We start from the raw sequence: 12,116 nt of genomic DNA on the forward strand, positions 1-12,116 counted from the left end.
TAAACATCTCTATAAACATAGTATAAGCTGACGGTCTCCCGCCACCATCTACATATATTAATACAATTTTTTTAGGAATACAAATAAATTTCCTCACATTATCCGACAATATTCCGGTGTGCTCAAAGGATATGGAGTATCTTCAACCAGTAAATAAAACGATTAATCCCGGTCCGGATCCTGCGAGGTCGGCTGATCGGCATTTTTATTATCGTTCCCCAGATCCCTTACAAAATCCATCTGTAAAGATGTTCCTCTCCGCTTATGATTTCGGATTAATGTTGACGGATCATCGCCAAGCATGCCGGCGGTCAGCACCGCACTCTCCCCGAATTTATTGCGCAGTTCGTCCATGACCCGGGTCAGCGATTCTTTCTTCGGCTGTTTCTCGTAATCGAACAAATCCAGTTGAATGGCCGACTCCTCCTTAGGGGCGAGCTGCTGGAGCGTAACGCCAAGCAGACGGAGCGGCCTGTCCTGCTTCCAGTGCCGGTGATACAGCTCGCACGCTTCCCGGTAGATATCCTCGGTGTTTTCCGTTGGAATGGCAAGATGCCTCGACCTGGTGATGGTCTTCATATCCGGTGTACGCAGCGTGATCTGTATGCCGCCGGTCATTAGACCCTTTCTGCGGAGCCGGCGCGCTACCTGATCGCTCAAATTCAGAAGCACCCTTCTCGCCTCCTCCGCCGATGTAATATCTTGCGGAAGCGTGGTCGTGTGTCCGATCGATTTGCTCTGTTCCCGCTCCGCAACGACAGGAGCATGGTCGATGCCGCTGGCTGCCCGTTTCATCCATGACCCCATCACGCCAAAAGTCGAGGTCAGCAGGCCTTCATCGGCGGCGGCCAGCTGGCCGATCGTCTGGATATTCAGCTTGCGCAGCTTATCGGCTGTCTTGCTCCCGATGCCGAACAGCTCTGCACAAGGTCTGTTCCAGAGCACCTGCGGGACATCCCGTATCCGCAGCACGGACAGCCCGTTGGGCTTCTTCATGTCCGAAGCCATCTTGGCCAGCAACTTATTGGGCGCAATGCCGACGGAGCAAGGCAGCGACAGCTCCTCGCGAATACGCTCCTGAATCTCCCGGGCGATATCCAAGGGGGTGCCGAACTGCTTCGATCCCGTGATATCCAGGTAGCATTCGTCAATCGAAGTCGCCTCCAGCAGCGGCGTATAAGCATAAGCTATATTCATAAATGCATTGGAATACTTGCGGTACAGATGAAAATCCGGCTGGATGATCATCAGGTCGGGGTAGATCCGCAGCGCCTGTCTCACGTTCATTCCTGTGCGTATCCCGAGGGATCGTGCAGCATAGGAGCAAGTAACAATGACGCCTTTTCGCAGCTCGATGCTGCCTGCGACAGCCGTAGGCTTTCCCCGGTAAAGCTCCGGCTCCTCCGCTTCGTGTACCGAACAGTAAAAAGCATTCATATCCACATGTAGTATAACGCGGCCGCTGGCCGGATAATAATTGTCGATATGTCCCACGCAGAATTCCTTCTTTCTTATGATACGGTTCATCTTAATTATGCCCCGGTCTCTTCACCAGTTTATGGTTGTTGTTTTTTCAATTTCTATGCGTTCCATTATATCTTGTATAGAACCTCGTGTTCCTCTAACGTCTCATTCGTAGGATCATGACCGCCTAACTGCCAGCCTAACGCCTCCAGCATACCGCTCCCCTTATCACGGGTCAAGAATAAGCCCCGCGGGGTAAAGTTTGTTTTTTACTCTGTTACTTTCCCGCAAAGAAATGTTATAATACAAAATTATAAACAATGCGGTCCAATCCCGGACACCCAAAGGAGGACATCATGTCTAAGTCCATTTCCATCTTTGATACGACACTTCGCGACGGAACCCAAGGCGAAGGAATCAGCTTGTCGGCGGACGACAAGGTCAAAATCGCCAAGAAACTCGATGCTCTTGGTGTTCATTATATTGAAGGCGGTATCCCGGGAAGCAACAGTAAGGACATCGAATTTTTCAAAAGAGTCCATGATCTCGGCTTAACCTCAAAAGTAACCGCTTTTGGCAGCACTCGCCGCAAAGGCTCCATCGCCGAACAGGATGCCAATCTGCTTCGAATACTGGAATCCGGCGTGTCTGCGGCCACTTTGGTCGGGAAGTCATGGGATTTCCACGTCCATACCGCGCTTCAGACGACACTGGAAGAGAATCTGGCCATGATCTATGATTCCATCGCTTTCCTGAAGCAAAAGGGCCTCGAAGTGATTTTTGATGCCGAGCACTTTTTTGACGGATATAAGAACAATCCCGAATACGCAGTTGCCGTATTGTCCAAGGCTCGGGAGGCAGGTGCTGATTGGCTTGTCATGTGTGATACGAACGGCGGCAGTCTTCCACACGAGATCTCGAGCATCGTGGCATCTTTAGCGGGTCCATTACCTGGCGCTCCGCTCGGCATCCACACCCATAACGATTGCGAGCTTGCCGTTGCCAACACGCTAAGTGCCGTACAGGCCGGTGTCCAGCATGTGCAAGGAACGATGAACGGTTACGGGGAACGCTGCGGGAATGCCAACCTGTGCTCCATCATCCCGAATCTGCAGCTGAAGCTGGGATACGAGTGCATCGGAGACGATAACCTCCGCACGCTGACGAATACCGCACGGTATATCAGTGAAATCGCCAACGTCAATATGCCGGTCAACCAGCCGTATGTTGGTAATGCTGCCTTTGCCCATAAGGGAGGCATCCATGTTTCGGCGATCCTGCGCGATTCCAGAACGTACGAGCATATCGAACCGGAGAAAGTCGGAAACAAGCAGCGCGTGCTGGTATCCGAGCTTGCCGGACAGAGCAACATCGTATCGAAGGCGCAAGACATGGGTCTTACCTTTGATCCGGCTAGCGAACAATCCAAGCATATTATCGGAAAGATCAAGGATCTTGAGCATGAAGGGTATCAATTCGAGGGGGCGGACGCTTCCCTGGAGCTGCTGCTTCGAGAGGCGAACGGAGAGTTTAAGGAACTGTTTACCTTCGAATCCTTCAAAATGCTCGTAGAAAAATCAGCCGGTCAGCCGGTTGTTTCCGAAGCTTTTGTCAAAGTCAACGTTGCCGGTGAGAGCATCTACACCGCAGCGGAAGGCAACGGCCCGGTCAATGCGCTTGACAACGCGCTGCGTAAAGCGCTGGTCCAATACTTCCCGACACTCAAGGAAATGCATCTTGCTGACTATAAGGTACGGGTGCTGGATGACAAGGATGCGACGGCAGCCAAAGTACGGGTGCTCATCGAGTCCAAGAACTTCGAGAACTCCTGGAACACCGTCGGGGTTTCCAGCAATGTCATTGAGGCGAGCTGGGAAGCGCTGGTCGACAGTATGCGGTATGCGCTGCTCGGTCAAATCTCACCGGAGCAGGTGCATGAGTCCGCGGCAAGGCAAGGGTTGGTTAATCACTAAGGCTACCGTCCAATATAAAAAGCGCGTATCCGCCATGTCGTGCACATGGAGGCCGCGCTTTTTTGGTGTTTCGCCGCTCTTCCCTTCACCATTACTTCAACAACTTAGCTACCTTTTTGCGAAGATCCTTGGGATCCGGGGCGCCAAGAATGATTTCCTGGATCACGCCGTTTCGATCAATCAGCACATTCGTCGGGAAAACCTGACCTTTATACAGATCCTCGAACACTTCTCCTTTCGGATCGAGAAGGATTGGATACCGGAGTTCAAAATCCTTAACGAATTGACGCGCTTTCTTCTCATTGTCATACTTGGACACGTTCACGCCGTAGATTTCCAGCTCATCCGCATATTCCTCCGCCAACTTATCAAGCTCCGGGGCTTCTTGCTTGCACGGCTCACACCAGGATGCCCAAAAATTGATGATCATTGCTTTATCGCGCGCTCCGCCGCCGGCATATGTCTTGTCGTCCATCCCCTCCAAGGTAAAGATAGGGGCAAGCAGTCCGGCTTTGGCGCCTGTCTCCGTCGGGAGCGGCTTCTCCTGCGTGAAGACAGCCTGAATATTGTCGCCGGCTTGGTTATAGATTACAGCGCCTGCCGCTACAACAAGCAGGACGAGGATGATGATGTTTCGTTTCATAGGTATAGGTTCCTTTGCTAAACTTAGTTATAGAGGTTGTTCAAAAAGTCCGCTTTTGATCACGAAGCGAATCAGGAAGCAACTCGGCATCGAATCTTGAATTCAGCCGGGCCTTCCGGTGCTCACGTACCCAAACGTACGCTCCGCTCCTGACGTCCCTAGCTTCATCCAACCTTCTCGGTGCTGAAAATCGACCTTTTTGAACACGCACTTATAGTCCCTATTGTACCCTGAAACCCTGATCTTTCAAACACGCGATCAACTCAAACATATAGCCCGGGAGGGAAAAAGATGAACCCGTCTGACATGGCCCTGGAGCAGCTTCTGCTGCACGCAGCCGTACAACAGCATATATCGGACTATACGTATGAATGTCTGCCACAGGAAGCTTGTGGGGTCCTAATGGGGCACTCCAGCGCAGCTAGGCGATCAATAACCGTTACGCAATTTATTCCCATAAAAAATACAGCGGAGTTTCCGCTGCATTCTTTTCATCTGGATCCTGTTCAATGGACCCGCTTGGTGTTAACCGAAAAGGGAATTGTCGGATTGTTTCACAGTCACCCGGATACATTCCCTGAGCCGTCCGGCGAGGATCTTCTGCAGCTTCAATCCTTCGGCGGATTGCTCCAGATGTATGCCATCGGATCTCCCGCAGCTCCAAACGCTCCCGATTCGAAACCATTAGAGCTTCATACTTACAAAATTATTCGGGGACAAGAGAGCTCGGAGTTATTCAGCAAGCTGCCGTCAAATTCCTGGGTGCGGCCGGGATCGGAATTCTATTCCCTCGCCCCGATTCCTTGCAAGATCATAATAGAATCATAAGCTATCGCGGCAACCATCTTATTCGCGGTTATGCCTCGCTTAGATAGACATACAAATCTCCAAGCGTGGTTGCATGGCCGCGCGCCTGAATTTCTTTCATATAATCCGCCCACAGCCGGGCAGTCATTCGCGCGTCGGACAGAGCATGATGCCGGCCCTCCACCGGAATGCCGCTGCTCCGCAGCAGCTCATCCAGACTGTAGTCCTTCTGCTCAGGATATAATCTCTGCGCGAGCATCATCGTATCAAGGAGCCGATGGGTTAATCGAACCTTTGACGTCTTCCACAAGGCTGCGTTCAGGAATCCGCGGTCATGCGCAGCGGCATGGGCAACAAGCACCCTGCCTCCTATAAAAGCCATAAAATCATGCAGCCCCTCCATTAAGGGCGGGGCTGCATCAACCATATGCTGCGTAATTCCTGTCAGCTCAGCAATGAATGGAGGAACAGGAGCACCGCTGTTAACAATCATATGAAAGGTTTCGTTCTCGATCACTTGCTCGCCGATGACCTTGATTGCACCGAATGACAAAATTTCATCACCGTGCTGGTGATTGAACCCCGTCGACTCCAGATCAAATACGACAACCTCCAGCTCGTCCAGCGGGGTACCCAGAACCTCGGGCCTCCGGTTATCCTTCATCTGGGATCGGATGAAGGCCAGCTGCTGCGCCGTCTGCGCCCCGCGCATAGAGGCGATGGCGGAATTAAAGTTACCCGAACGGAGGGATCTCCAGAAGCCCCCGTTCGATTGTCCCGGTTCAGTCATGGGTTCCTCCTCTCCGCAAAACGGTGCTCTCGCTGCAATGACCGGTGTATCCGTCTGACCACACCAAGCGTATCGCGGAGCTCGTACTGCATGGTTTTGTTCTTGAGCTGCTCCTGCGGGATATACCCGCTGCTCGTGATCAGCCCGTTCTCCAGCCGATGGGGCGTGTTATTTCTCAGCCGAAGCGCCGTCAAGAAAGCACGCTGCACGCTTTCGAGCAGCAAGTTGCCGCCCTCAAGCAGCATTACCTTCTCCATACGCTTTTGCGTCGAGGTTTCGATGATGCCTCTTTGGAGCGCCATCGTGCGAATGCTGTTCACTAGTGGAATATAAACGCCATACTTTACGTCAAATTCACCGGCATGCTCACCAAACCGCTCCGTTACAATTCGCCCCATGACATTCAGCGTTGCCTTGTGCTTGACCGTATTTCGCAGCACGGCATTGCCGATGTTCGGGTTCAACTCGACGGAGCTCTGAAAATGGTCGGCCCATGCCTCCGTTAGCTCGCCATCTCCCGCTATATGACGGAGATCCGAAGCGATGATAAAATTGCGAATCGGCTCCCACTGCTGGTCTCCACACCACTCGCTAATCTGATTTTTCCAATCGCCAAGCTTTTTACTCCATAAGGGTTCGGAGCACATCACCTTTCCCGAACATTTGGGGTAGCCTGCGTACTCCAGCAGGTTCGCCAGTCGAAGTCCAAATTCCCGAAAGAAGGGAAGCTGTTCCTCCTCCAGCTCATCGCCAATGATCAAACCGTTGTCCTGATCGCTCCATAGCGTAGCTTCCTGCCTTCCGCTGCTGCCAAAAGCAACAAACGCATAACGCGCAGGAGGCCGGCCCAAGCCAGCCTCCCACATGTCCTGCTCACAGATTGCCGCGGCACGCTGTCCAATCAGATCGTGCATTGTATTGACGGATGCGATCCACTCTCTCAGCTCCATGTCATGACGCATCTCGATCAGATGGTTCTGACAAACGATCCGTTCATCTCGTAATTGCTGGGCTGTTGCTGCTGTCTGAATTTCCGAGAATACCGGAAACAGATTTACGGATTTCAGAGGTTTCATGCCGCGGCCTCCTTATACATACTCAATAACCATTTAGAGTTTCATATTATAACGCCGTATCGCTTCCGGGTACCCCTTTGCCTCCGGAACGAAACTCTGGTAATTTCCCTTCCGATTCCGCCAGAAGTTTCATTTGCTCCGGATATCCGTAAGTTCCATGTTCGCTCATATCTAGACCCACTAATTCTTCTTCCTCCGTTACACGGATACCCATCGTAATTTTCATGAGGTACAGAATAATGAATGAGATCACGAGAACGAATGCAAACGTACCGATCAGGCCCAATAGCTGAACGCCAAGCTGACCGAAGCCCCCGCCGTAGAACAAACCTTCTTTACCTACGCCTGTAATTTCAACAAGTCTCGGTGCTGCGAACAAACCGGTGGATACGGCCCCCCACATACCGGCAATACCATGTACGGAGAATGCATATACAGGATCATCAATACCTTTGCGGTCAAACCATTGAGCCGTAAAGAAGGTAATCGTACCGGCTACTGCACCGATAACAACAGCCGCCCAAGGTTCTACGAAGGCACAGGCCCCCGTGATGGCCACAAATGCAGCAAGAATACCGTTCAGCATGCTGGGAATGTCTGCTTTGCCAAGAACCGCCCAAGAGATCAGCAATGCCGCAAGCGCACCTGCCGCAGCCGCGATATTCGTATTTAAAGCCACAAAACCGAAGAAGCCGTCCGTGAGTGCGGAGATGGTGCTGCCTGGATTAAATCCGAACCAACCGATCCAGATGATGAATACGCCGAGTACCGATAAAACCTGGTTGTGGCCCGGAATGCTGTTAGGCTTCCCGTCCTTATTATATTTGCCAAGTCGTGGCTTCAGAAGAACGGTAGCCACCAGCGCCGCTGTAGCACCTGTCAAGTGAACGACCGTCGATCCGGCAAAGTCCTGCATACCCAGAGCTCCGAGCCAGCCGCCGCCCCATACCCAGTGAGCAACTATCGGATAAATCACGATGGTGAACAGCAATCCAAACACGATATAAACGCTGAGCTTTGCCCGTTCTGCCATACCACCGCAAGCGATGGCCAAGGAAACAGCGGCAAAGGATAGATGGAACAGAAACATAATGGTAGTCGGAACATCGTAAGCGGACAAGGAATCAAAAGAGCCAGACGCATTGTCTCCGCTTAAGAAAAACCCTTCAAATCCGAAAAAACTGTTCCCGTTGCCGAATGCCAAGCCAAACCCTAGTGCCCAGAAGGCGACGATCGAAATGCCGAAGGTCAGGAATGTTTTGCCTGCAACGTGGCCTGCATTCTTCATACGGACAGATCCGGCTTCCAGCAGCGCGAACCCTGCTTGCATGAAGAATACGAGCAATGCTGCCAAAAATACGAACACGGAGTTCAAACCAGCCGTTAATTCAACGTTCGTGGCTCCCCCATCAGCGGCGAACGCGCTCGCCGGGAATGCAAGCAATGCGATTACTCCCGCCATTAAACCTAGCCATCTTTTTCCCATGTTTTACACTCCCCTTAATGTGAACTAATGTAACATCACCTTGAATTCATATTGTCATTATAGGGGGATTAACCAAAATCCGCAACGGTTATTTTCATGAAAAATCGAGTTTGTGTAATATAATCTAACATTAAGTGCATACAGTGCAAATACTCAAACATCATAAAAGAATAGGCTTCAAGAGTTTTGTCACAACTATGACGTTTGACTGTATGGTTCATGATCATGTATCATATTTCTATTAAAATGAAAATATAAATGCATTCATTAATTTCCAATTCAATGAAAGCTTGTGAGGTGATGAATGATGGGGATCACGAGCGGAAACCTTTTCCGGATCGGTGAGCTGGCCAAAGTTGCCGGAATCAGCGAAAGAACCATTGATTATTATACGAAGCTGGGTTTGATCTCCCCTGAAAAACGGACATTAAAAAACTACCGGTTGTACAGTTCTGAAACCTTAAGCACTCTCGAACGTATTAATCAGTTAAAGCAAGAGAAATATACTCTCGATGAGATTAAGGAGAGACTGGATCGCTGGAAGTCGGTTCCCGATGATTCCGAAATGACGGAGAAGCTAACCAAGCTCGAAATACAGATGAAACAGCTGGAACGGGATGTGAAGGAGCTCAACCCGCTTCTGAGTGAATTAAAGCCAAGTCAAGCCCGGGAGGTACTTGCTAACATTCTTCCTAAAGGGGCTGCTTGCATCGAGTCGCTACAAATCTTGCTGAACCAGTTCACTTCGATGTAATGGTGAAGAACCAAATAACAACTTTGTATGGGGGTATGATACATGTATTCTGACTGGATGTTTATTCTCATTATTTTCGCTTTTATATTCTCGCTGTGGGCCCAGTTCCGGGTCAAAGGCACGTTTAACAAATGGGCCAAGGTCGAGAACAGCACCGGCATGACAGGATACGATGCGGCCCGGCATATGCTGGATGCCAATGGACTCCACGATGTGCCGATTGAACCGGTGCCAGGCACACTCTCTGACCACTATGATCCGACCAAACGCGTTGTACGTTTGTCGGAGCCCGTTTATTATGAACGCACGATCTCAGCTGTCTCTGTCGCTTGTCACGAGGTAGGCCATGCGATCCAGCATGCCGAGCACTATCCGATGCTTGTAGCCCGTCACAAGATGTTCCCGGTCGTAAACTTCGCATCGGGTATCGCTCCGTTTCTCTTGATTGCCGGATTCCTGTTCCAAGCCATGAACCTGGTCGGTCTCGGCATCATCTTCTTCTCTTGCGCCGTTGCCTTCCAGCTCGTCACCCTGCCGGTCGAGTTTAACGCAAGTAACCGTGCCCGTCAGCTGATGGTTCAAGAAGGCTATATCGCCAATGACGAAGAACGCGGAGTTGCTAAAGTATTGAACGCCGCGGCCTTGACTTATGTCGCTGCAGCTTTGATCTCACTGCTCGAGTTGATCCGTTATATCATGATCTTTACGAGCAACCGGGAATAACCGAATAAAAAACAACAACAAAGGGCTTTCCTCTCCACCTGGATCGGTGGAGAAGGAAAGCCCTCTTTTTTATATATGTTATTTTGATTTATGAAGCCAGGTTAGGGAGTTGATGCGATCAGTCCGCTTTCCCTTCCTTTTTCGGCGACGGATCAATACCAAAATATTGCAGCAGAAACGCACGGAATGCCTGAGCAACCGGTGGCAGCTTCTCGTCCGCGCGGTGGATCAGACCGATGGAACGCGTTACCTTCGGCTCCGAGATCCGGACGCGTGCCGGCTGCAGAGGATTCGTCTGGAATAGCGCCATTTCGGGAAGCAGGCTGACCCCCATACCGGCCGCAACCAGTCCGCGGATGGTATCCGTTTCCTCGCCTTCAAAAGCAATCTTCGGCGTGAACCCTGCTTCAAGGCAGGCATGCCACACAATTGGACGCAAGGAGTAGCCTTTGCTGAACAGCACAAAGCGCTCCTCTTTCAGCTGCTCCAGCTTGATGGATTGCTCCCCCGCAAGCGGGTGATTCGGCGGCAGGATCGCAAACAGCTCCTCTGTCAGAACGATATCCCCATCCACTTGATCATGACGATCCGGAAACGGCGACACAAATGCCAAATCCACCTCAGCCCCTACCACGTCCCGAATCAGTGTCGGGAACATCCCCTGCTTGAACCGGAATTTCACGTTCGGATATTTCTTGCGGAATTCAGCCACAATGGACGGAATCAAATGGATACCCAGGCTGTGTGGGAATCCGATGCGGATCTCCCCCTGTTCCGGGTCCAGAAATTCATGTATCTCGACGACCGCACGGTCCAAGTCCTTCATAATGCTCTCCACCCGTTTGCAAAAAAGCTGACCTACCGGGGTTAACTGCAGATTCCGGCCTTTTTGCATGAACAAATTAACACCAAGCTCTTCTTCCAACTGATGTATTTGACGGCTGACGGCTGACTGAGCCACATGAAGCTCTTCTGCCGCTTGGGTAACGTGTTCCTTTTGCGCAACCTTTACAAAGTATTGCAACTGTCGTAATTCCACGCCTTTTATCGCTCCATTCTTATTCCCTAGAAGACTTGAAGACTTTATCAAATCATCCAATACTATTATAACAGACCCTCTAAGGTCCGATTATGTTCGACGTTTAAATAATCGAATCATGAGACCGTAGAGGAAAAATCCGCCTACCAATCCGCCGACATGTGCTACAAGGCTGACCCCTGGGGTAAACGAGAACAGTATCCCCAAAATAAGCAGGGTGAACAGCGTCTTGCGGGACGACTCATCAATGACATGCCGCTGGAACAGGGCGATGTACAGATAAGCGCCATAAGCTCCGTAAATGGCTCCTGAAGCGCCTACAAGGAAGGTATAGTCCTCCATGCGCTCATAATAAGCCAATCCGATTACATTACCGAGAACACCGCTTAGCAGATACAAAACGGCAAACTTCCAGCTCCCCATGATTCTTTCCAGCGGGGGAACAAATACCAGCAGTGCGAAGCTGTTGAACAATACATGATCAAATCCATTATGCAGAAACATCGCCGTAAAGTATCTCCATCCCTGATCAACGAATTGCGGCAAATCCGATAAAGCTCCATATTTCAGCAGCGTAACCGGATTTCTGGAACCGCCGTCAAAGGATGTGATCACGAACATCACCAGGTTAATGACAAGCAGCAGCGATGTAACGGGATAATAACGCAAATAACTTTTCCAATTTTCATAACGTACGAATATCATAGCATCCTCCTCATACTAAACCAGGCCAGGGATGCTCCTAGTGGACATACCCTTTTTAAAAAGATTATAATGTACCATGAACCTGATCACCAAACTTTGATATCCAAGGAGGAGATTTCTCATGGCTCAAGAACGTTCAGGAGCTGCCACTTTCAAGGGCAATCCTATTACACTCATCGGACCACAACTCAAGGCTGGTGATGCCGCGCCGGATTTTACAGTGAGCAAAAACCTGCTCGAAGACGTATCTCTTAAGGATTATGCCGGTAAAATCAAGCTGATCAGCGTCGTTCCTTCCCTCGACACCGGGGTATGCGATGCACAGACGCGCCGTTTCAATGAAGAAGCTGCCGGTCTGGGCGATGATGTGGTGATCCTTACGATCAGTGCCGACCTTCCGTTCGCCCAAGCCCGTTGGTGCGGAGCTGCAGGCGTTGACCGGGTCATTACGCTCTCCGACTATAAATCGCGTTCGTTCGGTGAAGCGTATGGCGTGCTCATCAAGGAGTTCCAACTCGACATGCGTTCGATCTTCGTCGTGGATACTAACGATACCATCACCTATGTAGAATACCTTGGTGAGATGACGGAGCACCCGAATTACGAAGCCGCGATCGATGCAGTAAAATCTTTGCGGTAACACGCCAAAAGCTACA

General features: G+C 50.7%; 12 protein-coding genes. 5 read left to right on the forward strand and 7 right to left on the reverse strand.

The window, feature by feature from the left end:
• Nucleotides 1-162: 162 nt before the first annotated feature.
• On the reverse strand, nucleotides 163-1,527 hold the full coding sequence (locus DP091_RS22315) for a DNA polymerase IV (RefSeq protein ID WP_113060333.1): 1,365 nt from the start codon (nucleotides 1,525-1,527) through the stop codon (nucleotides 163-165).
• Between the two features lie 293 nt (nucleotides 1,528-1,820).
• On the opposite strand from DP091_RS22315, the gene cimA reads away from it, so the two are divergent.
• A complete protein-coding gene (gene cimA / locus DP091_RS22320) occupies nucleotides 1,821-3,437 on the forward strand; it encodes a citramalate synthase (protein WP_113060334.1) in 1,617 nt (538 codons plus the stop codon).
• 91 nt (nucleotides 3,438-3,528) lie between these two features.
• Here cimA and DP091_RS22325 read toward each other — a convergent pair whose 3' ends face one another.
• Nucleotides 3,529-4,080, reverse strand: a complete 552-nt coding sequence (locus tag DP091_RS22325; protein WP_113060335.1) for a TlpA family protein disulfide reductase — start codon at nucleotides 4,078-4,080, stop codon at nucleotides 3,529-3,531.
• 291 nt (nucleotides 4,081-4,371) lie between these two features.
• Here DP091_RS22325 and DP091_RS22330 point away from each other — a divergent pair, with 291 nt between their 5' ends.
• Entirely contained in the window at nucleotides 4,372-4,908 is a 537-nt protein-coding gene (locus DP091_RS22330; protein ID WP_113060336.1) for a M67 family metallopeptidase, read from the forward strand.
• Between the two features lie 28 nt (nucleotides 4,909-4,936).
• On the opposite strand, the gene DP091_RS22335 is transcribed toward DP091_RS22330, so the two are convergent.
• Genes DP091_RS22335 through DP091_RS22345 form a run of 3 tightly spaced genes read right to left on the reverse strand, consistent with a single transcriptional unit; the run spans nucleotide 4,937 to nucleotide 8,239 of the window.
• Nucleotides 4,937-5,677: a 3'-5' exonuclease gene (locus tag DP091_RS22335; protein ID WP_113060337.1), complete on the reverse strand. Its 741-nt coding sequence runs from the start codon at nucleotides 5,675-5,677 to the stop codon at nucleotides 4,937-4,939.
• A complete protein-coding gene (locus tag DP091_RS22340) occupies nucleotides 5,674-6,753 on the reverse strand; it encodes a DUF294 nucleotidyltransferase-like domain-containing protein (RefSeq protein WP_113060338.1) in 1,080 nt (359 codons plus the stop codon). Before DP091_RS22340 ends, DP091_RS22335 begins: the two co-directional genes overlap by 4 nt.
• 46 nt (nucleotides 6,754-6,799) lie before the next feature.
• Entirely contained in the window at nucleotides 6,800-8,239 is a 1,440-nt protein-coding gene (locus DP091_RS22345; RefSeq protein WP_113060339.1) for an ammonium transporter, read from the reverse strand.
• 304 nt (nucleotides 8,240-8,543) lie between these two features.
• On the opposite strand from DP091_RS22345, the gene DP091_RS22350 reads away from it, so the two are divergent.
• Together DP091_RS22350 and DP091_RS22355 are read left to right on the forward strand one after the other, a co-directional pair.
• Nucleotides 8,544-8,993: a MerR family transcriptional regulator gene (locus tag DP091_RS22350; RefSeq protein ID WP_071223103.1), complete on the forward strand. Its 450-nt coding sequence runs from the start codon at nucleotides 8,544-8,546 to the stop codon at nucleotides 8,991-8,993.
• Between the two features lie 42 nt (nucleotides 8,994-9,035).
• Nucleotides 9,036-9,716, forward strand: a complete 681-nt coding sequence (locus DP091_RS22355) for a zinc metallopeptidase (protein WP_113060340.1) — start codon at nucleotides 9,036-9,038, stop codon at nucleotides 9,714-9,716.
• A gap of 118 nt (nucleotides 9,717-9,834) precedes the next feature.
• On the opposite strand, the gene gltC is transcribed toward DP091_RS22355, so the two are convergent.
• Nucleotides 9,835-10,755 (reverse strand): glutamate biosynthesis transcriptional regulator GltC, encoded by a 921-nt coding sequence (gene gltC, locus DP091_RS22360; RefSeq protein ID WP_071223104.1) that lies wholly within the window; start codon nucleotides 10,753-10,755, stop codon nucleotides 9,835-9,837.
• Nucleotides 10,756-10,845: 90 nt separating this feature from the next.
• Nucleotides 10,846-11,460: a rhomboid family intramembrane serine protease gene (locus DP091_RS22365; protein ID WP_113060341.1), complete on the reverse strand. Its 615-nt coding sequence runs from the start codon at nucleotides 11,458-11,460 to the stop codon at nucleotides 10,846-10,848.
• Nucleotides 11,461-11,581: 121 nt separating this feature from the next.
• Here DP091_RS22365 and tpx point away from each other — a divergent pair, with 121 nt between their 5' ends.
• A complete protein-coding gene (tpx, locus tag DP091_RS22370) occupies nucleotides 11,582-12,100 on the forward strand; it encodes a thiol peroxidase (RefSeq protein ID WP_071223106.1) in 519 nt (172 codons plus the stop codon).
• The last annotated feature ends 16 nt before the right edge of the window (nucleotides 12,101-12,116 follow it).

The sequence above is a fragment of the Paenibacillus sp. MDMC362 genome (assembly GCF_003269305.1).
GTDB lineage: Bacteria > Bacillota > Bacilli > Paenibacillales > Paenibacillaceae > Paenibacillus_AQ.

Coding starts and splice junctions, on each gene's coding strand:
- DP091_RS22345 (WP_113060339.1), bottom strand. CDS start 8,239: ATGGGAAAAAGATGGCTAGGTTTAATGGCGGGAGTAATCGCATTGCTT.
- DP091_RS22340 (WP_113060338.1), bottom strand. CDS start 6,753: ATGAAACCTCTGAAATCCGTAAATCTGTTTCCGGTATTCTCGGAAATT.
- DP091_RS22315 (WP_113060333.1), bottom strand. CDS start 1,527: ATGAACCGTATCATAAGAAAGAAGGAATTCTGCGTGGGACATATCGAC.
- DP091_RS22350 (WP_071223103.1), top strand. CDS start 8,544: ATGATGGGGATCACGAGCGGAAACCTTTTCCGGATCGGTGAGCTGGCC.
- DP091_RS22365 (WP_113060341.1), bottom strand. CDS start 11,460: ATGATATTCGTACGTTATGAAAATTGGAAAAGTTATTTGCGTTATTAT.
- DP091_RS22330 (WP_113060336.1), top strand. CDS start 4,372: ATGAACCCGTCTGACATGGCCCTGGAGCAGCTTCTGCTGCACGCAGCC.
- tpx (WP_071223106.1), top strand. CDS start 11,582: ATGGCTCAAGAACGTTCAGGAGCTGCCACTTTCAAGGGCAATCCTATT.
- cimA (WP_113060334.1), top strand. CDS start 1,821: ATGTCTAAGTCCATTTCCATCTTTGATACGACACTTCGCGACGGAACC.
- DP091_RS22335 (WP_113060337.1), bottom strand. CDS start 5,677: ATGACTGAACCGGGACAATCGAACGGGGGCTTCTGGAGATCCCTCCGT.
- DP091_RS22355 (WP_113060340.1), top strand. CDS start 9,036: ATGTATTCTGACTGGATGTTTATTCTCATTATTTTCGCTTTTATATTC.
- DP091_RS22325 (WP_113060335.1), bottom strand. CDS start 4,080: ATGAAACGAAACATCATCATCCTCGTCCTGCTTGTTGTAGCGGCAGGC.